This window comes from Vibrio aquaticus (assembly GCF_003970385.1).
GTDB lineage: Bacteria > Pseudomonadota > Gammaproteobacteria > Enterobacterales > Vibrionaceae > Vibrio > Vibrio aquaticus.
On sequence record NZ_RXZH01000001.1, the window covers coordinates 1219238 to 1245824 of the forward strand.

At 45.0% G+C, this 26587-nt stretch carries 22 protein-coding genes; 13 read left to right on the top strand and 9 right to left on the bottom strand.

The genetic code is table 11. The features are described from left to right. The first annotated feature begins 30 nt into the window (after window positions 1-30). From pstC to EJ063_RS05250, 9 genes are all read left to right on the top strand, one after another. Window positions 31-960 carry a phosphate ABC transporter permease subunit PstC gene (pstC, locus tag EJ063_RS05210; RefSeq protein ID WP_126572932.1) on the top strand — a complete coding sequence of 310 codons (930 nt, stop codon included), beginning with the start codon at window positions 31-33 and terminating at the stop codon, window positions 958-960. 41 nt (window positions 961-1001) lie between these two features. Next, window positions 1002-1865, top strand: a complete 864-nt coding sequence (gene pstA / locus EJ063_RS05215; protein ID WP_126572933.1) for a phosphate ABC transporter permease PstA — start codon at window positions 1002-1004, stop codon at window positions 1863-1865. 61 nt (window positions 1866-1926) lie between these two features. Further along, window positions 1927-2676, top strand: coding sequence for a phosphate ABC transporter ATP-binding protein PstB (pstB, locus tag EJ063_RS05220; RefSeq protein WP_126572934.1), 750 nt, complete (start codon window positions 1927-1929; stop codon window positions 2674-2676). A gap of 251 nt (window positions 2677-2927) precedes the next feature. Beyond that, window positions 2928-3476 (top strand): FapB/FapC family functional amyloid domain-containing protein, encoded by a 549-nt coding sequence (locus tag EJ063_RS05225; protein WP_126572935.1) that lies wholly within the window; start codon window positions 2928-2930, stop codon window positions 3474-3476. 26 nt (window positions 3477-3502) lie between these two features. After that, the gene (locus EJ063_RS05230) at window positions 3503-7333 is read left to right on the top strand and encodes a beta strand repeat-containing protein (RefSeq protein WP_126572936.1); all 3831 of its coding nucleotides are present in this window, start codon (window positions 3503-3505) and stop codon (window positions 7331-7333) included. 63 nt (window positions 7334-7396) lie between these two features. Then, window positions 7397-8086: a C39 family peptidase gene (locus tag EJ063_RS05235; protein ID WP_126572937.1), complete on the top strand. Its 690-nt coding sequence runs from the start codon at window positions 7397-7399 to the stop codon at window positions 8084-8086. Between the two features lie 11 nt (window positions 8087-8097). Next, entirely contained in the window at window positions 8098-8772 is a 675-nt protein-coding gene (locus tag EJ063_RS05240) for a hypothetical protein (protein WP_126572938.1), read from the top strand. Window positions 8773-8870: 98 nt separating this feature from the next. Next, window positions 8871-10259 carry a transporter gene (locus tag EJ063_RS05245; protein ID WP_126572939.1) on the top strand — a complete coding sequence of 463 codons (1389 nt, stop codon included), beginning with the start codon at window positions 8871-8873 and terminating at the stop codon, window positions 10257-10259. 18 nt (window positions 10260-10277) lie between these two features. Further along, window positions 10278-11633: a sigma-54 dependent transcriptional regulator gene (locus EJ063_RS05250; RefSeq protein ID WP_126572940.1), complete on the top strand. Its 1356-nt coding sequence runs from the start codon at window positions 10278-10280 to the stop codon at window positions 11631-11633. Here EJ063_RS05250 and EJ063_RS05255 read toward each other — a convergent pair. The 5 genes from EJ063_RS05255 to EJ063_RS05275 all read right to left on the bottom strand — a co-directional run bounded on the left by EJ063_RS05255 (window position 11630) and on the right by EJ063_RS05275 (window position 16056). Beyond that, the gene (locus EJ063_RS05255; protein WP_126572941.1) at window positions 11630-12733 is read right to left on the bottom strand and encodes a GGDEF domain-containing protein; all 1104 of its coding nucleotides are present in this window, start codon (window positions 12731-12733) and stop codon (window positions 11630-11632) included. The two genes, EJ063_RS05250 and EJ063_RS05255, sit on opposite strands and share 4 nt — an antisense overlap. Next, window positions 12717-13199: a putative pterin-binding protein gene (locus tag EJ063_RS05260; RefSeq protein WP_126573122.1), complete on the bottom strand. Its 483-nt coding sequence runs from the start codon at window positions 13197-13199 to the stop codon at window positions 12717-12719. The genes EJ063_RS05255 and EJ063_RS05260 overlap by 17 nt, the downstream gene beginning before the upstream one ends. 146 nt (window positions 13200-13345) lie before the next feature. Continuing rightward, complete coding sequence (locus EJ063_RS05265) at window positions 13346-14716, bottom strand: YjiH family protein (RefSeq protein ID WP_126572942.1); 1371 nt, start codon at window positions 14714-14716, stop codon at window positions 13346-13348. A gap of 158 nt (window positions 14717-14874) precedes the next feature. After that, complete coding sequence (locus EJ063_RS05270) at window positions 14875-15540, bottom strand: YoaK family protein (protein ID WP_126572943.1); 666 nt, start codon at window positions 15538-15540, stop codon at window positions 14875-14877. Between the two features lie 108 nt (window positions 15541-15648). Then, on the bottom strand, window positions 15649-16056 hold the full coding sequence (locus EJ063_RS05275; protein WP_126572944.1) for a GFA family protein: 408 nt from the start codon (window positions 16054-16056) through the stop codon (window positions 15649-15651). A gap of 69 nt (window positions 16057-16125) precedes the next feature. On the opposite strand from EJ063_RS05275, the gene EJ063_RS05280 reads away from it, so the two are divergent. The 3 genes from EJ063_RS05280 to shyA all read left to right on the top strand — a co-directional run bounded on the left by EJ063_RS05280 (window position 16126) and on the right by shyA (window position 18671). Beyond that, on the top strand, window positions 16126-16740 hold the full coding sequence (locus EJ063_RS05280) for a hypothetical protein (protein ID WP_126572945.1): 615 nt from the start codon (window positions 16126-16128) through the stop codon (window positions 16738-16740). 166 nt (window positions 16741-16906) lie between these two features. Further along, window positions 16907-17206 carry an isoamylase early set domain-containing protein gene (locus EJ063_RS05285; RefSeq protein ID WP_126572946.1) on the top strand — a complete coding sequence of 100 codons (300 nt, stop codon included), beginning with the start codon at window positions 16907-16909 and terminating at the stop codon, window positions 17204-17206. Between the two features lie 154 nt (window positions 17207-17360). Beyond that, complete coding sequence (gene shyA, locus EJ063_RS05290) at window positions 17361-18671, top strand: peptidoglycan DD-endopeptidase ShyA (RefSeq protein WP_500691440.1); 1311 nt, start codon at window positions 17361-17363, stop codon at window positions 18669-18671. 56 nt (window positions 18672-18727) lie between these two features. On the opposite strand, the gene ppsA is transcribed toward shyA, so the two are convergent. Then, complete coding sequence (ppsA, locus tag EJ063_RS05295; protein WP_126572948.1) at window positions 18728-21115, bottom strand: phosphoenolpyruvate synthase; 2388 nt, start codon at window positions 21113-21115, stop codon at window positions 18728-18730. A 154-nt stretch (window positions 21116-21269) separates the two neighbouring features. Between ppsA and ppsR the strand changes: the two genes are divergently transcribed. Next, window positions 21270-22103, top strand: coding sequence for a posphoenolpyruvate synthetase regulatory kinase/phosphorylase PpsR (ppsR, locus tag EJ063_RS05300; RefSeq protein ID WP_126572949.1), 834 nt, complete (start codon window positions 21270-21272; stop codon window positions 22101-22103). Window positions 22104-22147: 44 nt separating this feature from the next. Here the strand turns inward: ppsR and EJ063_RS05305 are convergent, their stop codons facing one another. Genes EJ063_RS05305 through EJ063_RS05315 form a run of 3 tightly spaced genes read right to left on the bottom strand, consistent with a single transcriptional unit; the run spans window position 22148 to window position 26568 of the window. Continuing rightward, on the bottom strand, window positions 22148-24472 hold the full coding sequence (locus EJ063_RS05305) for a putative bifunctional diguanylate cyclase/phosphodiesterase (protein ID WP_126572950.1): 2325 nt from the start codon (window positions 24470-24472) through the stop codon (window positions 22148-22150). Further along, entirely contained in the window at window positions 24456-25505 is a 1050-nt protein-coding gene (locus EJ063_RS05310) for a polyamine ABC transporter substrate-binding protein (protein ID WP_158675989.1), read from the bottom strand. Before EJ063_RS05310 ends, EJ063_RS05305 begins: the two co-directional genes overlap by 17 nt. After that, the gene (locus EJ063_RS05315; protein WP_126572952.1) at window positions 25492-26568 is read right to left on the bottom strand and encodes a polyamine ABC transporter substrate-binding protein; all 1077 of its coding nucleotides are present in this window, start codon (window positions 26566-26568) and stop codon (window positions 25492-25494) included. The genes EJ063_RS05310 and EJ063_RS05315 overlap by 14 nt, the downstream gene beginning before the upstream one ends. Window positions 26569-26587 lie beyond the last annotated feature (19 nt).

The following is a 26587-nucleotide window of genomic DNA, read 5'->3' on the forward strand; positions in this document are numbered from 1 at the left end:
CCAACAGTTGCCTGAATCGTGAGATTTTCTATGACCATCGCAAATAGTGAAAAGTTTATGAATACTGACGCGACTCAAATGAATAAGTCAGGTCTGCGCGCGAGAAAACGCGTAGATTGGAGAGAACGTATCTTCCACGGCCTATTTTTAACCAGTGCGGTAATCGGTATTGTTTCTTTAGCGGTAATCGCTTACTTCATCGTTAAAGAGAGTATCCCAGCGTTCCAAGAAGCTGGCGTATCAGGCATCGTTCTTGGCCAAAACTGGCTACCACCGGCGCTGTATGGTGTTGCAACCATGATCGTCGCATCGGTTGTTTCAACACTAGGCGCTGTTGTCGTTGGTGTGCCAATCGGGGTTTTAACGGCTATTTATATTGCTGAAATTGCACCAAAAAGAATTGCAGATATCATCCGTCCCGCGGTTGAACTTCTTGCAGGCATCCCTTCGGTTGTGTACGGCTTCTTCGGTCTAGTGATTATTGTTCCTCTTATCCAAGAGATCTTTAATGTCCCAGCGGGTAACACGATTCTGGCCGGAATCATTGTTTTAGGTGTGATGATTCTGCCAACGGTAATTACCGTTTCTGAAACTTCTATTCGCGCTGTACCACGTACTTATAAAGAAGGCTCGCTTGCTCTAGGCGCATCGAAAATCTTTACCATCTTTAAGTTACTTGTACCGGCAGCTCGCAGCGGAATTATGACGGGTGTCATTCTAGGTATTGGCCGTGCATTGGGTGAAACAATGGCCATCATTATGGTGATGGGTAATGCCCCAGCAATGCCGGAAGGTATCTTGGATTCGGCGCGTACACTAACAGCCAACATCGCGATTGAGATGTCATACGCAAGTGGTGTCCACGCAAGTGCACTTTACGCGACGGGCGTTGTTCTATTGGTGTTCATCATGTCGCTCAATGCGGTACTTCTCTACCTTAACCGTGAGAAGGCGAGGTAATGGTAATGTCTAACACAAATAATCATTCAAAGGTGCAGACAATGGATGCTGCAAAGCTTAAGAAAGCACGTGTAAGAAAAGATAATATTCTTAACGGCTTCGTGTGGGCATCGGCTGCGATGACGGTTGGATTTCTGTTTTGGATCATCTGGTACATTTTATCCAATGGTCTTCAGCATGTAGATTGGAACTTCATTACTGATAACTACACGCGCACAGGAGAAGAGCACGGTATCTTCCCAATGATCGTATCAACCATCTACATGGTACTTGCCTCGATCGCAGTGGCGGCGCCTTTGGGTATCATGACGGCCATCTACCTTACTGAATATGCAAAGGTTGGCAGCCGTTTAGTGAAAGTGATTCGTTTTTGTACCGAGTCACTCGCGGGTATTCCGTCAATTATCTTTGGTCTGTTTGGTATGACCTTCTTTGTGGCGATTCTGGGGCTTGGCTTCTCGATTCTATCGGGTGCATTGACGCTGAGTATTCTGATTCTCCCGGTCATCATACGTACAACAGAAGAAGCGTTAATGGCAGTCTCACAAACCTACAGAGAAGGCTCTTATGGTTTGGGTGCATCAAAAATTTATACAATCTGGCGTTTGATTCTACCAAGTGCAATGCCAGGTATCTTAACTTCGGTCATTCTAAGTATTGGTCGTGTGATTGGTGAGTCAGCGCCGGTGTTCTTAACGGCGGGCATGGTGGCACGTATCCCAGAGTCGTTACTGGACTCAGGACGCACCCTAACGGTTCACCTTTACAAGCTGACAACAGAGCTCTTCACGGTTGAAGAGTGGAACCAAGCTTACGGAACAGCCACTGTGCTTATCGTAGTTGTCCTGTTGATCAATACCCTGACGAAACTGATTGCTAGACGTTTCAATACAGCAACTTACTAACGTTGACTGAGCTTTCTAAACCAGCAATCAAGACAGAATTTAAGATTTAAGAGAAACGAAAATGAACAAATTTAATATTGAAAATCTAGACCTTTTCTACGGCGACAACCAAGCGCTAAAATCGATCAATCTGCCAGTGCCAGAGCGTCAAGTAACGGCGCTAATCGGTCCATCGGGTTGTGGTAAGTCAACGTTGCTGCGTTGTCTAAACCGCATGAATGATCTTATTGAAGGAGTGACCATCACGGGTCGCTTGGAAATGGATGGTGATGACATTTACGGAAACATCGATGTCGCTGACTTACGCATTAAAGTCGGTATGGTTTTCCAAAAGCCAAATCCATTCCCAATGAGCATTTATGAAAACGTTGCCTACGGTCTTCGCGCTCAAGGTATTAAAGATAAAAAACACATTGATGAAGTAGTAGAGCGCTCACTGCGTGGCGCCGCTTTGTGGGATGAGGTAAAAGATCGTCTTAAATCTCATGCATTTGGTTTGTCAGGCGGTCAGCAGCAGCGCTTATGTATTGCTCGTACGATTGCGATGGAACCCGATGTAATTCTAATGGATGAGCCTACTTCAGCACTTGACCCAATTGCGACTCATAAAATTGAAGAGCTGATGGAAGAGCTGAAAAAGAACTATACGATTGTTATCGTGACACACTCAATGCAGCAAGCACGCCGTATCTCAGATAGAACTGCATTCTTCTTGATGGGGGAGCTGGTTGAACACAATGATACGCAAGTGATCTTTAGTGAGCCTAAAGATGACCGCACTCGTGGCTATGTCAACGGTGACTTTGGTTAATGAGTTTTACTGGCATATAAGATTATAACTATAAGCGATGGAACTTTGCCCCTCTATATGAGGGGCTTTTTTGTGCCTAAAGGAAAGGCGAGACGTGTTTCACTTGTGTCTCATCTGTCTCATTGTACTGTCTCAGTTGAGACTGTCTTACCCCTTCTTTATTTCTAACTGTTTGACTAATTGGAAAAAAATTCTTGGCATAAGCGTTGCTGTACCTAATGTGAATCATCGTTGGATTCAGGTTAGGGATAATGCAAAAAGAAACTTTGTTAATTGCGAGCATATTGAGTCTTCACGTCTCAGCACAAGATTTGGTCACGATAGGGCCGTCCACGTTTCAAGGGGCGGAAGGCGCTATTGCGATCAATTTAGCGGCTGGCGATCACAATATTCAGGGCAATAGCTTTGTTTACTCTGCGGAAGCGGATTACGAACTCACCATTGTCTCTTCACCGCAAAATTCAGTTCTTACTAATTCAGCTTCCTCATCTATCGAATCAGGTGCATTCGACAATGCTGGTGGCTATATCAGCGCAAACCTAGCCGCTGGGAACAGCAACCAACAACAGAACGTCATCATTTTCGCTCCCGGTTCAGAAGTGAATTGGGAAGTGGCTGATCTTAGCTCTCAGTCAGCAGCCATCTCTGAAAGTGGATATTCAGAATTGGGCCTTGACCTGTCAGCTGAGATTGATTCGCATGCGCTTAATGGAGCGAGCGGAGTGATACAAATGAGCCAAATCGCCGGTAGTGGCAATACCGTGCGTAATACATTCCAAATGCCAACAACCATAAATTGAACTCAATGAAATGAGGAAAAAACACCATGGAAAAACAATGGAATAAGGTACCGTTAGCGGTCATCATCGGAACGATCCTATCAGCGCCAGCCTATGCAGATGGACTCGAAGTGGAGGCCAACAATCTGCAGGTTTCTGCTGATAACTGGGTGGATGTGACATTCGATTCTAATAATGTTAGTGATTCGGGGATCACTAACAATGCTTCATTAAGTGGTGGGGCATTTGATGGCGCGAAAGGGGTGGTTCACTCCAACGTCGCGGCGGGCTTTTATAACCAAGGCAGTAACCAAGCTTCAATGGGAACGCGTGCTGAAGGTAACTCCGATGAAGCGGCATCTGTGAGAGCGGCCTCTGCGCAAGGTAGCAGTGGTGAAAACCTAGCAATGCAGAAAGACTTTGGTGGTGATGATGATAACAGTGCGACGCTAGATGGCGCGTTTAACGAAGCTAAAGGCATTATCGGGACGAACATTGCTGCGGGTGTATCAAACCTTCAGACCAATAATGTCGCGATGGGTAACGCAGAAGATGCGAGTAAATTGACCTTAACCGCAGCGTCAAATCAATCTTTAGGTTTTGCTCGCTCAGAAGGTGGTGAGGTTGAAGGCAATACTATCGAATCACTTGGTGCGGATAATGTGGCTAATGTTCAGGGGGGAGCTTTTGATGGTGCAAACGGTGTTGGTGGCGCTAACGTTGCCTCCGGCATGGCAAACCAGCAAGCAAACTCTGTCGCTTTAGCCAATTTTGTTACAGTCGGCTCGGGCGACCCATCTGAAGGCGAGGCAGCCGTCAATATCGGTGAGGCATTGGATGGACTGCCAGACAACACGAACAATAAACAACCTCTGGACAACCAAACCGAAGTAACACAAGTGACTCTGAGCTCGAAAGGCACGCAGAGCTTAGATGGGAATAGTGTTGTGGTTGATGGCGACCCGTACCATTTCCAAAACAATACGTCATTTGTCTCTCAGGTGTTTAACTCAGTGAAAGGTATCTTTGGTCTTAACGTAGCATCTGGTGATCTGAACGCACAGAGCAATAATGTCACACTTGGCGTAACGGCCCTTCCTGAACCAGATACTGGCAGTAACGTGAATGTCAACGCGCTTGCCGATCAGATGGTACAAAACAATTCTGTTAGTTACACCAACAATAAGGGCAACAGCAATGGGCCATCGACTAACGATGCGTCTATTTCTAACAGTTTCGTTGGAGCCAACGGTATTTTGGGTGCGAACGCCGCCGCAGGCCAAAACAATGCGCAAACCAACAACGTTTCAGTTGCAGTGACTGAGCCAAATGGGAACGGTCCTGTAGATGCGGTGAGTGTTATTGCCTCATCCAATCAATCTGTCTCATCGAATTCACTCACTCAAACTGAAAATGCGTCGCTTGGTCAAGTCACGAACAACGCAACCATTAAAGACGGTTCTTTCTCTGGTTCGCAAGGCATCGTTGGTGCAAATGCTGCGGCCGGGCAGTTTAATGCTCAGTCGAACCAAGTGAGTGTTGCTTCAGTGGCTGGTTGGATTGACTCGCAATCAGATAACAGTGGCGTTGTACAGGCAAGCTCTAAACAAACGGTCGCAGGCAACTCGATCACGACAGCTGATGTTGGAGATTATGAAGCGTCGTCGAACGCGACGTTAACAGGTAACGCATTAGACAATATTACCGGTATTACAGGTGCAAATATCGCGGCAGGCCAAGGTAATGCTCAAACAAACAACGTTGCAATGAGCAGTGCGTTTGGCGACGTCGATTCATCGGATGTATTGGCTCAGAGTGAACAAACGGTTACTCAGTCCGATATTGGTTCGGGTAGTAATTCAGACCTAACTTCTAGTGCAACGATTAGTTCAAACTTTGATAGTGATGTGACAGGAATCATGGGTGTCAATGTGGCTTCCGGTCAGTCCAACGTTCAATCAAATAACGTCGCATTAGCGTCGTACAATGATCAGAACGAATCTACAGCTGATAAGCTCCAAGTTGAAGCATCGAGCACTCAGGATGTAACGTCAAATGATGTCTTTGCAAGTGGCAATGGTTACATTGATAACGACGCAACAATTAATGGTTCATTTACAGGTGGTGTGAGTGGTGTTGTGGGCGTCAACGTAACATCAGGACAAGCCAATGCAGCTAGTAACAACGTCGCACTTGGTTTGTATGCGAGCAATGCTCAAGATGACTCTCAAGGGGACTTAATTAAAGCGAAGGCGAGCTCAGATCAATCTGTCGTGGGTAATACCAATACGATTTCTGATGGAGATGAAGCACCAATCACCAATACTGCTTCAATCAATAACTCGTTCACTGGTGGTGTATCAGGTGTTGTCGGTGTGAATAACGCAGCTGGTCAAGGTAATGCTCAGGCAAACAACGTCGCAATTGCATTGGATGAAGCCTTTGATGATGGTGCGGGCGCAGGCTCTGTTATCGCTGCATCGAATCAAGATGTGATCAGCAACAATACCGCTGCAGACATTACCGAAGGCATTGCGGTAGACAATCAGGCGACGCTCAATGGTTCATTTACGGGAACCTCGGGCATTGTTGGCGCTAACCTGTCATCGGGTCAAACGAACGCACAAGCGAACAACGTTGCGATCAGTAATGGCTCTGGTGGCGGAGCGACTAACCCATTTGATGAGAATGGCATCCAAACGACATCGGGCTTCAGTGGTGTGTTGGCTGCGAGCGTTCAAGAAATCGATGGTAGTGATGTCTCGCTAGGTGCGAACGCTGATCTTCAAGTTTCTGAGAATAATGCCGCTCTTACTGGCTCGTTTGATGGCTCAAGCGGTATTGTTGGAGCCAACGTTACCGCGGGTCAAGCGAATGCGCAGTCTAACAATGTAGCGATGGCGGCTGATGGCCAGTCTGGTATGCAAGATGGTGTGTTAGCAGCAGCTGCTGTGAGCTTGCAAGAGTTTGATGAAGTTGACGTATCTCTAGGCAGTGGATTCAAAAACGAAGCGGCATTATCTGGCTCGTTTAACAACGGGACAAAAGGCATCGTAGGAGCGAACGTTTCTTCAGGTCAAGCTAATGCGCAAACCAACAATGTGGCACTGTCATCTAACGATGGACAGCCATCAGTCGCTGTTGCAGGTAGTGCGCAAGTTATCGGCGCTCAGCTAAATGGCGCGGGAACAGGTAATACGGGTACCAATAACCCAATGACGGTGACTAACCAATTGTTTGCAAGTGAAGCGACATTGTCAGATTCGTTCACAGAAGCTAAAGGTATTTTAGGTGTTAACGTGGCATCAGGTCAGCTAAACGCTCAGGCTAACAATGTGGCTGTATCGGTTACCGGTACAGATGCTGGTGCTCCAACAGGTGCTATCAATGTTCAAGCCGCGGTAATCAATGAAGTGAACTACAACGCCACGGGCGCTTACACCGCAGTACTTGGTGATAACGCGTTTAACAAAGCTACTGGTGTTATAGGTACTAACTTGGCGGTTGGTGTCGCGAATGGACAAAGCAACAACGTCGCGATGCAGATTGCGGATGGTAACCAATCAGGTCCTGCCGTTGCAGCGAATATCCAAGGTTCATTTGCCAATGGCGCAGCAACAAGAACGACAGATGGTACGGTTGATGTTGATGGAATGGCTGAGTTCGCAGGACTAGCCGTTGAAAGTGTTCAACTTAGCTCGTTCGCAGTGTCTGATGATGGTACAGGTACCAACAGCGCGCTTGTTAGCGTAGGTAACACGGCAACAATCAACAACAGCTACAATGGCGCAACAGGTGTTATTGGCGTCAACGTAGCGTCTGGTTTGGGTAACCTACAAAGCAACAATGTTACGCTTGTCGCTTCTCGCGGCAACTAACTACATGGTGTAAATATCGAAATGCCCTCTTCGGAGGGCATCCTTTTAAGCTTAAGGAAAAGTATGAAATTTTGTCTTTTGATTGCTGGATTCTGTATATCGACGTTGACTCACGCAGCAACGGTTCATCTTGATGGACTTGTGCCTGGTGTGGGCTCGATGCAAAAAGAGGTGGTCAGCATCAAAGAGAGAAAGTTTCTAAATATTGTTAGGCAACAGACGGATTTTTCTTGCGGAGCTGCTTCTCTGGCGACCTTGCTACGCTATGGCTACAACATCGACACTGATGAGCAGAAAGTGATGAATGGTATGTTTCAGGTGTCGGATGCGAATGCTGCAAGAAAACTCGGTTTTTCGATGTTGGATATCAAAAACTATGTCGAACAAGGCTTAGGTATGAGGGTGCAAGGGTACAATATTCCAGCGGACAAACTGAGCGCTTTGCCTATCCCAACCATCGTATTGTTGGACATTAAAGGCTACCGTCATTTCGTTGTGTTAAAGAGGGCGGACAAGAATGGCAATGTGTATATTGCTGATCCTGCGCTTGGCAATCTGACCATGTCTATTGAGCAATTTACTCAGGGTTGGCAGGGAGTTGTCTTGGCTGTGGTGGGGCAAGGTTACGATCAAAGTTCACCTTTGGCGATACCTTCTCCTCCGCTTACCGTCCGCTCACTTGACGATCAATTCGCCCCTGTTACGGCCTTCAATTTGTTGGATTTTGGTTTCAGTGCGTCGGAGTTATTCTAAAAGGGGTTACCATGAACAATACATGTTTAGCTGCTTGTCTTTTCGTTTGTTTTCAAGCTAACGCCGCGGTTGATTGGCAGTCAATGCAGGCGACGTTAGTAGATGAAAATGAGTTGTCGACCATGCGGGGTAAGTATCGTGTTGCACGGTCAGGAGAAGACCTCTATTTTGGCGTTCGAATGATCACTCATTGGAGCGACTCTAACTCATCTGGTTCGGCTGGCATGGATGTTGTTATCGATGGAAGAAGCGTCAGCGTTACCCCACTAGATGGTAGCGACCTACAAAATAATGTTGATGATGGCGGCATTCATGGTAACGGTTCTGGAATGGTGCAACTGGTCCAAATTGCTGGTAACGGAAACTCAGCGAGCAATGCCTCAGAGCTAAAAATCGTCAACAGTAGTGGGCTCAATTCAACGTCGTTATCGGACTCGTCACAAGTGGAATATTACCAAGTTTCTGGCGGAGAAAACCGAGTCGGCTATAAAGTGACGATTGGAGAAAGCATCGCGATTCAAGAAATTCGCAGCCTTAAATCAGCGCATGGCGCTTATCAAGGAATCAAACTTAGAGGTGATGACCTTGTTGTTCAAAACCAAATGTTGATGGAAGTCAAAATTCCTGACTCGTGGAAGCAAAATCGAGACTTAATGATATCTCACTCATTACTAAAGGGTTTATAAGCTAACCGCATGCGCTTCCCATTTTAATCTCACTTTCGAGACAGCGCTAACTCATAAATTAATTTAACATCTAGCGAGTTCATATCCAGGAGGTGAATATGAAAAAGAGCTCGCTTACGATAGGTTGTCTTATAGCAACGGCTAGCCCTGTCTTGTATGTGCATGCTAATGATCAAGTTGAAGCTTTGTCCCAGCAACTGGCTGAGCAAAAAGCAGCAAATGACGCTTTGAAAGCGCAGTTGCAGCAGCAACAGCAGGTGATGCAGCAGGTTATTCAAGCGGTTAATAATCATCAGCAAGTGTTGATTAATCACCAGGGAAACATTGACACTCTAGTTCAAAAAAATCAGCGTGTTTCGGCAGAAATGCGAGCACAGCTTGGTGATGATAAGACTTCAAATACACTATCTCGCCCAGAAAAAGTGGTGTTGGATTCGAACGCGGATACGGCTTCCGAGGCTCGCCCTGAAACGCAGACAGCCAGTAATCAAACTTCACCTCCCAAGCCAATTAATGCCACCAAACCTCAAGAGTCGAGCCAAAAAAGTCGTAGCGCAGAAGATGTTTATCAAGAAGCGGGTAATGTATTTACCCGAAAGTTCACTTTGGAAACCGCGTTCCGATATAGCTACTTTGATCGTAAAGATCTCGCGTTGAGTGGTTTTCTGGCGCTCGACTCTATTTTCCTTGGTGATATTAATTTGGATAGAGTGCGCTCGAATACATTCAATATGGATTTTTCAGGGCGATATACCATCGATGATCGTTGGCAGGCAGAGCTGAGTATTCCGACGGTTTATCGTTGGTCAGACTATGAAACGGTTGGCCAAAATAACTCCAGTGATGGCTTAGAGTCAGGTAAAGTCTCAAGCTCAGGTATTGGTGATATCAGTGCTGGTATTTACTATCGAGTGCTAAAAGAAACCTCTGATTCCCCGGATCTGGTTTGGAATTTTCGCGTGACGGCTCCAACAGGCAAAGACCCGTATGGCATTGCCACCTCTTCTTCTCAATCCGGTAACCTAAATGTCCCAGATGACTTGCCAACAGGCAATGGAGTATGGGGATTAGGCACGGGCATTTCTATTGTCAAAACCTATGATCCTGCCATCGTTTTTTTGAACCTAAATTATACCCATCAGCTTGAAGAGCAGTTTGGCGACATTAGCAGCGCTGATGGCAATCAATCAGGCAGCGTCAAGCTAGGAGATAGCTGGGATTATGGTTTAGGTGTGGCCTTTGCGATCAGTGAGCGGATGAGCTTGGCCATTAACTTTAGCCAATCGATGAGCAGTACCTCGAAACAAAAACTCGATGGTGGTGATTGGATTGAAGTGATTGGCAGTGATGGGAATAGTGCCACGTTAGGCATAGGATCAACCATGGCTCTTTCAAAGAATCTGAGCATGGTTACGCAAGTCAGTTCTGGGTTAAGTGATGATGCCGCTGATTATGCGATTAGTGTCCGTTTTCCTTACCGATTCTAATAGCGACAGGGTATTAATATGCGAGAACAACAAGCGGTATCGATATTAGTTATTTCCCGAGATCACACACTCTGGTCGGGCATTTTATCCGAACAAGGGTGGGGTTATCGCATTGTGGCATCCATTGATACGGCGAAAGAAATACTCAAAAATGCCCATAGGCTTGTGGTGGTATTTGATTTCTCTTGTGGTCGATATCAATGCGAGCAATTAGAAGCGCTGCATGGTTTTGGAGCTGGAGTTCGTACCATCGCCTATCTAGACAAATCACAAAAAGAACGACTGACTAGTGAAGAGCTGACCTATATTTCTTACTACTGTGTTGATTATTACACAAGCCCTTTGCCACAAGAAATGGTGCTAAAAACACTTGGCCACCAAGTTGGTATGCTTGACTTAAAAACGTCTTCGATAGCTAAAACGAGATCCGTTGATAGCAAGGTCATTTCTATCATTGGGAACTCCCCCAGCGTTCATCGATTGAGAAAACACATTTCAAAAGTCTCTCCAGCGGATGTGAACACGTTAATATGTGGTGAAAGCGGAACGGGGAAAGAGCTCGTCGCAAGGGCGATTCATGATGCTTCATCGCGAGCGGAAGAAGCATTTGTGGCGGTCAACTGTGGAGCGCTGAATGAACAATTGATCCATTCTGAATTGTTCGGCCATGAAAAAGGGGCGTTCACAGGAGCGAGTTCGAGTCGAAGAGGTAAAATCGCTTCAGCGCACAATGGCACCTTGTTCTTAGATGAAATTGGTGATTTACCTTTGACTCAGCAAGCCAATTTACTGCGCTTTTTACAAGAAGGAACCATTGATGTTTTAGGAGGCAGTGAGCCTGTTGGTGTCAATGTTCGCGTTGTAGCGGCAACCCATGTTGACTTGGAACAAGCGGTGAAAGAAGGTCGTTTTCGTCAAGATCTCTATTTCAGATTGAACGTACTCAGAGTCAATGTTCCTGCTCTGCGGGAAAGAGGCAAAGATACGTTACTTTTGGCGGATTACTTTATGGAGAAGTTTAGCGCTCAGTATAACTGCAATACATCTCATTTTGATGAAAGTGCTAGACAGCAGCTATTGTGTTACCAATGGCCAGGTAATGTACGAGAGTTGATCAATATTGTTAAACGAGCGGTTTTGATGAATGAAATGGGGGTGATTTCGGCACAAGATCTCGATATTTATCCTACGATGGAATCGACCAATACAGCGACGATGCATAGAGGTGAAAGTTTACGCGATGCACTGTTACACTGTGATGGTAATGTCTTAGAAGCGTCAAAATATCTGGGTATATCCAGAGCCACGGCGTATCGGATTATCGATAAATACGATCTAAAGCCCGCACTAGTAAGAGCTAGAAGCTTGAATTAACGGCTATTTACGGCGTGTATTTTTTGTGAGCGTTTGTCAGAATACATACTTAGATCTGCTTTTTTGAGTAATTCCGCCACTTGATTAGAGTCTTGAGGGTAGCAAGCGATGCCGATACTTGTTGTTATATCTAAATATGTGTCGTCTTTGAGCATTACAGGCTTAAATCCGCTGTCGTGAATAAGATCGATCGTTTGATTAATCGCGTCAGCCTCAGTTTGTCCGGAGATCACTGCAAATTCGTCCCCCCCAATTCGATAACACTCGAGCCTTAACTCATTAAGCCTACCTGTGATGGTTCTTAGAACCTGATCACCAGCAAGATGCCCATAACGGTCATTGATTTGTTTAAACCCGTTGAGATCCAGTAGATACAAGGTGAAAGGCTGTTTCTGTGAGAGCTTTTTGTTTAGGTCGTAAAACATAGCCAGCCGGTTGCCAATACCAGTCAGAGAGTCCGTTCGTGAGAGAATTTTGTGATACACCGCTTCTTTATGCAGAATAAACATCGCTAAGACGATACACACAACCAGCAACATTAACGAGATCAGCTGTGTGTTATGTAGACTTTTCGCGGCATCCATCTGTGTTTGATACAAGGGGCTCTTAACACGGAAATTGGTGTTAACGTATTCGATCATTGACTGAAATAGAACACTGAATTCTTGGCCTAAGCGTTCTGCTCCCTGCTTAGTGTGGATTTGCTCAAGTTGTGGCTCGAGACTTTTAAATTGATTGAACAAACTTTGAAAATAGTTACGTGCTCCGGGAAGCGCAATAAAGGTATCGGCTTCCTGACTTGTTAGAAGCAAATCAAAGCGTGACCAGGTCAGCTCATATTTTAGAAGGGTTCGAGCTCTATAAGTCTCAGAGTCGGCTGAGAATGGCGTAATGGTCTTGAGCTCAGAAAACTCTTTAGTGAGCTGGAATAAAAACCACGTCGCTTGGTTCTGTTGCTCAGTGTATGACTCAGCATGAGTTCGGGTAGAGTTCAAAAAATAGAGATTGGCAGCGACGACAATCGCACTGAGTATAAGCAGTAAATACTTCGCTTTGACCAGCAATACGGCTGGGTTCAGGTTGCTAATTCTTTTCCGCATCACTGTGTCTATGTATCAAAATCTCATCAATTTGCCACACCATCTGAGAATGGAAGACGGCATTGTCAGCTTCTGGGTACTTATCTAGATTGAAGATAAGCCAGTAAGGGCCTTTATCCCGTATTTTAAGTTTCTCTCCATTGACTTCATAAGCCACAATGGGTTCGTACTGAACAATGTCTTCAATACGAGAGCTTGCCGCGTAGTCATTGAGAGCGATAAAAGAGACAGAAAAAGCATCTTCGATGTTGAAGTGCGCCAGCAGGTCAGTCACGGTAAAACCGGTAAATTCCTTTGCACCCGTGAACCAAGGTAAATGGGTTGAAAATTGAGTCGGTGTGAGTGTAGAAACGATCTCTTCATGGCCAAGTGTTATGGGCGTTTGAGCGTTCTGCTTGATGACGAGCTGAGAGCTGTGAGCTTGAAAGCTGATGCTGATAAGGAGAGAGATTATCAGCCAGAACATTTTGCTTGGCTTTATCATAGCAAATCCATTTGATTAAATTATAAATCTATCCATAAGTATATGTTCGAATTATGTCCAATGGAATGCCTTGGACATAAAAGGTTATGCGCATAAAAATAAAGCTCCTCGAAAGGAGCTTTATTGGATTAGAAGATGAGATGAGCAACCCCGGCGATAACCGGTAAGGTTATCAGCGTACGCAGGATAAATATGGCAAACAGTTCAAAAATATTGACTGGAATGCGGCTACCCAAAAGTAAAGCACCTACTTCAGACATATAGATAAGCTGAGTGACCGACATTGCCGCAATCACAAAGCGTGTCATTTCATTATCGATTGATGCAGCTAAGATCGCTGGAATAAACATATCAGCAAAACCAACAACGATGGTTTCCGAAGCGGCTGCGGCTTCTGGGATTTGTAGCAGCTCTAAGAATGGAATAAATGGCTGACCGAGAATACTAAACACAGAGGTATATTCAGCGACAACAAGAGCAATTGTACCTAACCCCATGACAACCGGTAGCACACCAAAGACCATATCAACGGCGTTGCGGACACCTTCGCCAAACACACTCTTAATCGACGTCACTTTTGCGGCTTTAGTTAATGCCAAATCTAGGCCCCAAGAGAAAGTTGTGTGACCTTGAGGGATAGCATCTGCGTCAGAGTCGGGCTTAGTGCCATCAATGAACTCGTTCTTCTTGCGGCTTAAAGGAGGAAGACGCGGAATAATAACAGCGGCGACAAGACCTGCTAAACAGACTGCGCCATAGAATGGCAGGAATAAATGCTCCAATTCAACTTGGGCAATCACGACAAGGCTGAATGTAATCGATACTGCTGAGAAAGTTGTACCAACCACTGCGGCTTCACGTTGGGTGTAGAACTTGTTTTCATACTGTTTGCTTGTTAGCAAGATACCGACAGAGCCATCACCCAACCAAGAAGCCATACAGTCAATCGCACTGCGTCCTGGCAGGTTGAAGACAGGGCGCATGATTTTGCTCAGCAAGGTACCAAACAGCTCAAGCAGGCCGAAGTTCAATAGCAGTGGCAGCAATAAGCCGGCAAAAATAAACACAGAGAACAGAGTAGGAAGCAGGCCTTCTAAAACCAAACCGCCAGTATTTTCTTCCCATACTGCGACAGGGCCTACTTGAAAGTAGCTCATGATGACGGCAAGGCCGCCAATTAAGCGTACTGCTAGCCAAAGAGGAGTTGGATTAAACAGACCATTTAAGAATTCACTTTTGGCGATGAATCCAGGCGTTTTTATACGGCACAGCAGTGAAGCGACGGCCATAAATGCGATGATAGCGGTGATTATGGTAACCAGCGAGTTACCCAAAAGCGCTTGAAGCGATTTGGCAAGAACCGCGACAGGAATTGTGATGTCGCCTTCATAGCTAACAGGCGCCATGAATAAGAATAGACCGATCAGCGAAGGAATAAAGAACACCCAAAAGTTGCCTTTTGATTGCGACTGTTCTGGTTGTTGAGCGTTGTTGTGCATAGGTTTCTCGAATACAACTTAGTCAAATAATTTAGCCAATCCGTATGGCATATTTATTCAATATATATCCATATTTATCAAATAGGGCGCAAGAGTAATCCCTTTCGCACTCTCGTGCAATACTATTCAATATACAGAGCTAAATATTCACGAAAAACCTAGTGCCTGGCTTCTTTATTCGCAAGGAATATCCAATAGGTGATGGCAAGCAACGCTGAGAGGAAAACAGGCCCAAGTAGTGCACCAATTTGAAAAGCTGAGTACAGATGAGCACCGACTAAGCCACCAGATAAGAAACCGATGAAGATAGACATAAAGAGTTTGGCTTTGCGGTAATCAAACTGTTGCCCGCGCAATTTAGCGCCAATCATGAGCCCTAAGTCAGTAATAATACCCGTCATGTGTGTGGTGCGGACAATAGCACCACTAAACGTAGTCAGCATCGCATTTTGCAGGCCACAGGCAGCGGAAGCAAAATATTGACCCATGTGATTGTCGTGCTTTAGAAGCCAATAAGCGATAAGGAGTAAAATACTCTCTAGGCAAAGTGCCATGCCATATCGACGCCCGAGCTTTAAAGCCGTACTTTCAATAAATACACCACTGATCACTGAGCCCAATAAAAAGCTCAGCAAAATAAACAGCAGATGGGTGGCTTGTTGATCAAGTGAAGCTAAAGAGGTGCCAAGTAGCGTAACCGTCCCAGAGATGTGTGAGACGGCTTGATGAGAGAAGCCGAGTAAGCCAACGGCGTTCACTGTACCCGCAAGAAGAGCCAGTAAAAATGCACCTGACTCCACCCAGCGTGGAAGTTTTGAAATCAAAATACGCTCCTTAAATAGAAGAGCGAAATTATAGAGCGACTTGCGTGAGTCAGGTAGTGAAAGTTGAGACTAAAGGTTGATCTTTAACAATGATTCGGGTTTTAAGAATTAATGATGATGTTCGATCTGGCAATCAAATTTTACCCAACCGCTTTTTCTCTCCTCGTAGACTGAAAAACTCGGGCTAGGCAGATCGTGTTCGTTAAAAACACCGACAGGGATAACCAGACTTTCGGGTGCCGCTTGTAATTTGAGCAGCATGGTTGTACTGCACCTTGGGCAAAATGAATAGGTCACCTCGTTGCCTGAATCACTAATACGAGTGTATTGCACCATCTCTCCGCTGAAAGAAACTTGAGATGCTTCGAAACGTGCTTGCACACCAAACACACTTCCTGTGCGTTTTTGACATTCAAAGCAGTGACAAACCGAAGTGCGAATAGGTTCACCTCGGCAGACGAGGTTCACTTGGCCACAGCTACAGTCAGCCATACGAATTTTGTGTGATTGTGCCATTTTAACTCCTTGCTATTGCCTGTTAACATGACGCTAATTTTACTAAAAGTTTAAAAAGATCAAGAGCCAATGAAAAAACGTCGACTTCCAATCCCCTTAATACTACTGACACCTATCGTACTATTAATCATAGTCGCAATAGCAGGTATCTATCGATTTAGCTTATCTGATGAGGAGATCTTGGCGAAATTTCCTAGCCAGCCTTCAATGACTAACCCTGTCATGCAATCAGTGTTTGGCATAGTAACGCCAAATCCATGGACGATTAAAATACCGCAGAGTAGCGCATTTACGTTTGTCAGTGAGTCGTTGGATGGTGGACTTCTCAAGGGCAATTACGAAGACGGTGCAGAACGTGGCTTCGTATCGATTAACCCAAGCCAAATCGCTCAGATTAACGACAACACCTATGCCGTGGTCATCGCGGTGAGCAATCAAGGGTCAGGCACTTTTTACTATTTGTCAGTGTCCAATTATGACGAATTTCGTCAGCGCATGATTGTTAAAGAGAGTGTGCTTTTAGGAGACAGAGTTAGCGTCACCAGCATAAACGTAGAGAACGCTATTGTGACGGTAGAACTGCTTGTGCATGGCGAAGATCAAAGCCTAGCAGAGGTGCCAAACAAGCGAACAGAAACAGCCTACGAGCTGAACGATAAAGGGATTTTTACTAAGCAAAAGTAAACGTTTACGTTTTTCTATTGAGTAAGTGCGAGAGATTGCCTATTATTTCGACTGTTATGTTGTGAGATGGATTTCATATTCAACAAGTGTATACGGCGGATCAAACCAATTGATGCGCGAGCAAATACGATGTGTTGAATGTATATTGCTGTTAACGGAGTAAATAATGATCAATAAACGCTTTTTTAAAACCAAAGATGAAGTCGAAGTCACTTTTGAGTTGGATGCGGAGCAAGTCGGTAATTCGGTTTCGATTGTTGCAGATTTTCTTGATTGGAAGCCAACTCAAATGAAGAAGGTCGTCCGTTCTAAATCGTATAAGTTTAAGACGCGCTTACCAAAAGACAGTCAGTTTGAATTCCGTTATCTGATTGATGAAGAAAAGTGGATTAACGATCCAAACGCAGATCAATACCGACCGAATGGTTTTGGTGAAGACAACAGTTTGATCTCGACTCATCAATAAAAATTATTGCTCTTAGCGAGTTACTTTAAAGTTATCAATAAATGGGCGCGAAATGCGCCTTATTTTGGGTAAATTCTGACAATCTTAAGGTGACAAGCAATAGACAAATTTGTACTCTTATGCCCTCTGTTTTTTCGATGTTATAGGTCAAATTGTGCAATCTAGAAGTTTGAAGTCTCGTTTCCGAGAGCTGTCTAGGCCAAAAAAGATGATGCTCTTGTCGCTTCCAGTGTTTGCTGCGCTTGCATTATCTACAACCCCAGAGCATGGCCGTTACCATCGCACCATTGATCTCTCTCTCCCTGAATCGAAGATTGTTCACGACATCTTATCTGAGCAAGTTGCCATTGAAGATCGCCCTAACTATGAATACGTTATTCAATCTGGTGATAATCTAAGCAATATCTTCAATCAACTCGGTTTTGGCTACAGTGAGTTGATGAGCATTATGGAAACCGATCTCAACTTTCTCGCATTAGATACCTTAAAGCCGGGTAATACTCTTCGATTCTGGCGAGATGAAGAAACCAACCATCTGGCGAAAATGGAATTAGAGTTCAGCTTGGTTGAACGTGCTGTCTACACTAGAGTCGATGATGGCAGTTATGAATTTTCTGACATTAAAATTCCGGGTGAATGGCGCTCATTTCCATTAGTAGGAATTATTAATGGCAGTTTCTCGCAATCCGTGAATGCGCTTGGTTTAGGTAAAAGTGAGATCGAGCAAGTGGTCTCTTTACTCAAAGATAAGATTAATTTCTCTCGAGACTTACGTGCCGGTGACCGCTTTGAAGTGGTGCAATCGCGTCAGTTTGTTGATCATAAATTAACAGGCAATCGTGAAATACATGCGGTGAAAATCTTCAACCGTGATCGAGTATTAACCGCCTATTTGCATAGTGATGGTCAATATTACGATGCGAATGGCGACAGCCTGCAGCGAGCTTTTCAGCGCAAACCAGTTAATGGTGGTTATCGTCTAAGTTCTAACTTTAACCCGAATCGTAAACACCCTGTGACCGGACGCGTGTCTCCGCATAACGGGACTGATTGGGCGACACCAACGGGAACTTCGATTGTGTCAACCGGTGATGGCGTTGTGATTATGACGCGTAAACACCCTTATGCGGGTAACTACGTGGTGATTCAGCATGGCAGTCGATACAAAACTCGCTATTTGCACCTAAGTAAGATTTTGGTGCGTAAAGGGCAGAAAGTGTCTCGTGGTCAGCGCATCGGTTTATCAGGAGCAACAGGCCGTGTTACTGGGCCGCATATTCACTATGAATTGATTGACCGAGGTCGCCCTGTAAACGCGATGAAAGCGAATATTCCAATGGCGAATTCAGTGCCTAAAAAAGAGATGGCTGCATTTAAAGCGAGTCGAGATGAGTTTGATACCATGCTAAGACAAAAAGAATTGGAAATAGCGAGCGCTGATCAAGATTCGGCGAAGCAAGGCTAAGACAAATGTCTAAAAAAAGGCGACCAAATTGGTCGCCTTTTTAGTTTATTGGATGGTTACTGAGAAACTTTGCCCAGTTTTAGCCACGTGTCGATGACCGTATCAGGGTTCAGAGATACAGAGCTGATGCCTTGCTCCATTAGCCACTGAGCGAAGTCATCATGGTCAGATGGACCTTGACCACAGATACCGACATATTTACCCGCTTTGGTTGCCGCATCAATGGCCATTTTTAGCATGGCTTTAACGGCCGGATTACGCTCGTCGAACAGGTGAGCAACGTCACCTGAATCACGGTCAAGACCAAGGGTAAGCTGAGTCATATCGTTTGAACCGATTGAGAAACCATCGAAGTACTTCAGGAACTCTTCAGCCAAAATCGCGTTCGAAGGTAGCTCACACATCATGATCACTTTTAAGCCCTGATCGCCGCGGCGCAAGTCAAACTTAGCCAGTAGATCAATCACCGACGCTGCTTCGCTTGGAGTACGAACGAATGGGATCATAATTTCAACGTTCTTTAGCCCCATTTCGTTACGAACACGCTTGATTGCTTGAGTTTCAAGCTCAAAGCAATCTTCAAACACAGGTGAAATGTAGCGAGAAGCACCACGGAAACCAAGCATAGGGTTTTCTTCGTGTGGTTCGTAACCTTGACCGCCGACGAGGTTGCTGTACTCATTGGACTTAAAGTCAGACATACGAACAATCACTCGTTGAGGCCAGAATGCGGCTGCGATTGTCGCAATGCCTTCGGTCAGCTTGCTTACGTAGAAATCAATTGGATCTTTATAACCGCGAATACGCTGCTGAATTTCAGCTTTTAACTCATCGCTTTGCTGATCGAAGTTAAGTAGCGCCTTCGGGTGAATGCCAATCATTTTGTTGATGATGAACTCTAAGCGAGCAAGGCCAACGCCTTCATTTGGGATTTGAGCAAAGTCGAACGCACGATCTGGGTTACCGACGTTCATCATCACTTTGGTTGGCAGCATTGGCAGTTCATCAACCGCCGAGCGTTTCACTTCAAATTCCAGCTCACCTTGGTAAACGTAGCCTGTTTCGCCTTCAGAGCACGAAACCGTTACCGTTGCACCATCTTCCAGTGCGCTGGTGGCATTACCACAGCCAACAATCGCAGGAATACCCAGTTCACGGGCGATAATCGCCGCGTGGCAAGTACGACCGCCACGGTTGGTTACAATTGCAGAGGCTTTTTTCATAACAGGTTCCCAATCTGGGTCTGTCATGTCGGTAACGAGTACATCGCCTTCTTGAACCAGGGACATTTGGTCTAAAGAATCCACTAAGCGTACCGGTCCAGAACCGATGCGTTGACCAATCGCTCGACCTTCAATTAAAACGTCGGCTTTGTTGTTGAGTTCGTAGCGTTCAATGACGTTTTGTTCGCTCTGAGAGCAGACGGTTTCTGGGCGGGCTTGAACAATGTAAAGCTTGCCATCAATACCATCTTTCGCCCACTCAATGTCCATTGGACGCTGGTAGTGCTTCTCGATGATCATGGCTTGCTTGGCAAGTTCTTTGATTTCGTCATCATTCAGAGAGAAGTTGTCACGCTCTTGGGCAGAAGTATCTATCACATCCACTTGCTTGCCGATCTCTTGATTGGTCGAATAGATCATCTTGATCTGTTTTGAGCCAAAGGTTTTTTTAACAATAGGGTATTGGCCCGCTTCAAGCATTGGCTTATGAACGTAGAATTCATCAGGGTTCACAGCGCCCTGAACGACCATTTCGCCCAAGCCCCAAGATGAGGTAATAAATACCACTTGGTCAAAACCCGATTCCGTATCTAGGGTAAACATGACGCCTGATGACGCTTTATCTGAACGAACCATACGCTGGATACCCGCCGACAGCGAAATACCGCGGTGGTCAAAGCCTTGGTGAACGCGATAAGAGATCGCTCGGTCGTTAAACAACGACGCATAGACGTGCTTTGTTGCTTCTAGAACCGCGTCAATCCCTTTGACGTTAAGGAAGGTTTCTTGTTGGCCAGCAAATGATGCATCAGGCAAATCTTCAGCGGTTGCTGATGAGCGTACTGCGACAGACAGTTCATCGTTGTCATTAATTAATTCTTGGTAGTTGTCACGGATATCCTGCTCTAAATCCGCAGGGAAGGGCGCCTCGAGAACCCATTGACGGATGGTTGCGCCTGTCTTACGCAGAGCTTCAACATCATCAACATCGAGTTCATCAAGCAGTTGATGAATGCGATCATCAAGACCTTCGAAATCTAAAAATTGGTTAAATGCATGGGATGTAGTCGCGAAACCGTTAGGAACCGAAACGCCAGCATTGGACAGGTTTGAAACCATTTCGCCCAAAGAAGCGTTCTTACCGCCGACCTTGTCGACATCATCCATAGATAAACCGTTGAACCAGAGGGTGTTCTTTTGCATGTCTTTCTCCAGAAACATTGCAGCTAAGTAGGGTTGGCAAACGATTACGTAGAGGCTTAAAAAAATTCACGAGGAATTTTGAAAGCTGTGGGGGACGTAACAGTCAACCGGGTTTTATTATCGATATTATGGCTACTATCCTACTCAAAAGAATTTTAAAGTTTAAAATAAAATGCAAATTGATAGTCAAAGTCGTGATGTATTCTATGTTTCTGACGGAACGGCGATAACATGTGAAACCTTAGGGCATGTTGTTCTGGGTCAATTCCCCTTTAAAGCAAATGAAAAAACCTTTCCTTTTGTTGAAAGTGAAGACAAATTAGCTGACTTACTCAAAGAAATTAATACTTCCTACCAACGAAATGGCGTGAAACCGTTGGTGTTTTTTTCCATCGTTATTGAAGAATTGCGTACTAAGTTACTGGCCTCCAATAGCCATGCTTATGACGTGCTAGAAAGTATTGTTCAGAAAGTTCAAGATGACATTCAAATGGATCCAAAACCCAAATTGCAGCGATCTCGCAGCGTTGGGCGTGATTCAGACAAGTATTTTGACCGAATTGCTGCGATTGAATACACCTTGGCACACGATGATGGGATCACCCTGAAAGGACTGGAAGAGGCTGACATCATATTGCTTGGCGTGTCACGCAGCGGGAAAACGCCAACTAGCCTTTATATGGCGATGCAGTTCGGTTTAAGAGTGGTGAACTACCCGTTTATTGATGATGACTTAAAGCGCATGAAGCTACTGCCTGAGTTTGAGATCCATCGTCATAAGCTTTTTGGACTGACGATCAATGCAGAACGTTTGACAGAGATACGAGAAAATCGCTTGGCAGGCAGCGATTATGCGAGCAATGAACAGTGCTTGCACGAGCTTAAAACGGTTGAGGCATTGTTCCGAAGAGAAGCGATCCCTTACATCAATACCTCATCGCTCTCTGTTGAAGAAATTTCTACTCGAGTATTAGAGCGAACAGGTCTGCGTCGCCGCTTGCTGTAATTGGAACCGTTTCGAATGTAAAACGAAATGACGCGGTCTAACTGTTAGGCCGCCTCTTGTCCAAACGATTGATTCCATTGCTTTAGTTCTTTGAGTGGCATTGGCTTAGCGTAAAAATACCCTTGCAATAAGTCACAGTGATAACCTGTTAACCATTGTTGCATTTCCAAATCTTCGATGCCTTCTGCCGTCACAAGTTGCTTTTGCGAGTGACACAATTCAATCAACGGCTTAAGTACGTGTTTACTGTTCGTTTCAATCAGTGAGTTTAAGAACAAACGGTCAAATTTAATTTTTTGTACCGGATACTGAACCAACTGAGTTAGCGATGTAAAACCAGAACCAAAGTCGTCAATGGCTAACAAATAGCCTAAGTCAGACAGCTTGTGCAGCAGTGGAAATTCGGCGTCTTCATTGGAAAATGTCTCAGTAATTTCAAACTCGATTACCTCAGGGCTCAGTGAGTAAAGCGCACGAAACTCTTCAATGTAATCTGCTAACTCATCCGTATTGAGTTCTGCTGAAGAAAGGTTGATTGAGAGTTTGACGCCCTCACCCAATGCCTCTTCCAGTTTTCGGTAGTGAGCAAAGGCTTTTCTAATTACGCAGCGGTCGATATGACCGAATAGCCCTCTATGCTCGGCAATGGGAATAAATTCATCTGGCCAAACAGGCCCTAAAGTAGGGGAGTGCCAACGTAACAGAGCCTCAACACCAACGACTTTCTTGTTGTCGCTATTAATATAAGGTTGAAAAAGCAGTGACATTTCTTCATCCAATGAGGCTTCACGGAGCGCCTGTTCGATGTTTGCTCTACGCAACACTTGTTGATTTAACTGCTCTGAGTAATAAGCATAGCGATTTTTACCCTGGCTTTTGGCTTGATACATGGCAGCGTCAGCGCAAGAAAGCAGTTTATTAATGTCGTGACCATTCTCAGGGTAGCTAGCGATCCCGACACTTACCGTCACGGGAGAGCCATTTGACAACGCATACTGATCTTGGTCCGTATGCGATAAGAGCTTCTCAACGCGTTGTTGTGCAAGATTCCCTAATGACTTCGGCGCCGTGATGAGCATAGCAAACTCGTCCCCCGACAACCTGGAAACAATGGTGTTTGATTGTTCATGCTTGCTGCTCGGTCTAGAGGTAAGCTTCAAATAGTCGGCAAACTCCACTAACAGTTGATCGCCTTCTTGGTGGCCATATTTGTCATTGACGAACTTAAAATTGTCTAGGTCGATGTAAACCACCCAAGCAGACGTATCTTGTGGCAAGTGCTTCAAGGTATTGCTTGATTGCGCGTGAAACTGTCGACGATTGACTAAGTCTGTAAGGGAATCACGTTCAGCAAGCTGTTTGGTTTTCTGATAGGTATTGTCGAGCTCTTCGTACATATCGTAAAGACGAACAGATAAACTGGCCACTTCGTCACTAGAATCTAGTTTTTCAATGTTGTCTCGTTCTTTATTTTCAACATCTCGTAGTTGTTTCTCTAGCTTAGTGATGGGGAAGATGACGTGACGATATAAGATCATCAAAATGACCGAGATAGTAATCAAGCCAGCAACGGAGAATGAGAAAGCAATTTGGTGCCAGACATCGTTGATCTTGCTTTCAATTAGAAAGGTGGCAGGATCGATGGTCGCATAATGATTGTCAGTCAGTTGAACCGAGAAAGCGCCTCGTTCAGACTCTATCGTCAGCGGTTGCTTACTGAAAACAATGCTACTTTGAGTGTCGAACTCAATCTGCCTACGTAAGTTATTAAAAGGGTTCAAAGAAACGGAGACAACGACGAAGAAGACATTGTTTGGGTCGAACCTAAGTGGCTTCTTACCTGTTCGTTTGTCTAGCATGTCATAGCGCATCAGCATTCCTTCACCAAATGAATTATAGGTGAAATAAGAATGACTAAACCGCGTCGTGTTGGCTAATGTTGCCTTAAAGTTTGCAATAAGGGCTGAGTCCATTTCAGCGAAAGGGTCATTGCTGCTCTCGGCGTAATAAAGCAGATCTTGATGGCCATCAAACAAAGACAGATTGACGAAGGTTAAGTTGCCGTTCTGAAGCTCATTCACGCTTTCTTGAAGCGTGTCGATCAACTCTAATTCTCGGTATGGGTTGTCATGGTCATTGAAGTAGTCTTCGATGACATGATTCTTGGTCAAAGAATAAGAAAAACTATTTAAGAAGGAAGCTGAGCGCTGAAAGTGGCTCGTTAGTTTCTCCATTCTTAATTGCAAATAGCTGTGTTCACGCTTGATAAGCGCATCTTTCTGTATCGAAAAGATGATGTAGCTTGAAAGCGCGGTACTGATCATGATCGCAGGCGAGATCAGCAGTAGTATTTTAGTGCTGAGTTTCATGTTTGCTTAGAATGGTCTTGATGATTTTGGTTCTTAACGTATTGCTGGACCCGCTTAATCGGCTATCAATATAGCTGTTTTGCAACGTGCCTTTTCTAGGGAACAGGGTCGAGTTATTTAAGTATTCTGCAGAGAGATACTCGTGCGCTTTTTCGTTCGGTGTGGCGACTTGAATGTACTCCGCATTCAGCGCAGCAACTTGAGCATCCATGATGTAGTTTAAAAACTGCTTCGCTTGTTTAACCTTGCTTGAGTGGGCATTGATCGCCAGGCAATCAACCCAAATTGAGCTGCCCTCTTGCGGAATCGCGAAGTCCCAATCTCCCTCGTCAAAGAAATTATTGAGCGCGAACTGATCGCCGCTGTACGCCATTGCAATATAGAGGTCTTTGGGAGTGTCAGAGGTTCGTACATAGCTGATCGCATAGTCAAACGTCAGAATATCGTTCAGCATGGAAAGCGTATATTGATAAGCGAGTTTAAGTTCACCGGTAGAATTGGTATTTCCCGCAAAGCCCAAAGTGAGTAGGGCTGGGAAGAGGGTTTCTACCGTGTCAGATAATAATCCAATATGGCCTTTAATGCTGGGTTTAGGCTGAGTGATTGCGCGCCAACTGTTCGGTGGGGTTGGAAACTGGCTTTTGCGATAAGCGAGCCCCAACATACCCCAGAAATAGGGAACCGCGTAGTCACCACATGCCTGATTCCAACGTTGTCCGTTATTGTTGCGGTTACTCAAATCGCTGACGTCAACAAGCTGACCTTGTTCTCCGTAGTATTGAGCTGAGACATTATCAAAGGTGATGATATCAAACGGGAGCTTTTCACCGTCGAGCATCAACTGATCCCTCTCATCATCGTTGTCGAAAAAAGACTGTTGGAGTTGATAAGTCTGTTGTTCATTCCATTGTTCAACCACTTTGTCAGCCAGTGAGTCTTCCCACATGTACAGGTGCAAAGTGTCTTGTGCGACACTAAAGCATGGGAGACTGGCGATGATTGCCAGTAATGACAGTGATTTACTTGTTTTCATGATTATGTTGTTCATGTTGTTTAATAATTGAGCTCGCAATTCGATGCTTTAGTGTCATCGATACTCTACGAATCTCGTTGTAATAATGCGGATTGTGAGGTAGCTGCCCAGTGACTGTTAACATATCGTTCCCGCCCTCGCGAACTTGATTGATACGCAGTGCTTCGTCATTGGCAGTGGAGTTCCCCACATCGCGAGCGTTTTGCGCAGAAATTTCTGGGCGAGTGAGGTAGTCGATAAACTTGATCGCGTCATCAATATGCTGACTCTGTGAAAAAACCGCTAAGCAATCTACCCAAACAATGGTTCCCTCACTTGGGGTCACAAACCCCCACTCGTACTCAGCGTCTAGGCTGTTTAAAACTTCCTCATCACCTGAATATGCCATAGCAAGGTGAATATTCTTAAGATCATGAGGGTTGCTTTCTGCGTAACTCAACACGTAATCGAATGCGAGTACATCAGGGATAAGCTGTTCTAACTGATGATAGACAGCCTTAAGCAGATTTGCGTCCGTTGAGCTGAGAGCGACGCCCATGGTAAACAGGGAGGGCATAAACATGTCGGTGTAATCTGACATAAAGATAATATGCTTTCTATGCTCAGGTTTTGGACTCAATATTTCCCACCATGAGTTAGGTGGTGTCGGGAACAGATCTTTTCGATACACCAAACCAAGCGTTCCCCAAAAGTAGGGAATACCTGCATCTCCACACTGATCTTGCCAAAGTTCAGGGATGTATTTTCGGTTTGGGATATCGTATTTGGTTAGGTCGAGAACCTTACCATTTTCTAGGAAATTGTGGCTTGAGATTTCATCAAGGATGGCGATATCCAGAATGCGGTGAGAACGCCTATTAATGATGCGATCACGTTCTACGTCATCATCATAAAAAGCTTGTTCAATGGGTACGCCAGTTTCGTTTTGCCACTGGTGAACAACATCATCAGAAAGATAATGGGCCCAATTGAATATTGTGAGTGTGGTGTTGTTTGCATAACTGTGCGAGACAGACAGAATGTAAAGTACAAAAACCCAAGCAATTTTTTTTAAGAACAACATACCGACCTCCAAGCGAGGT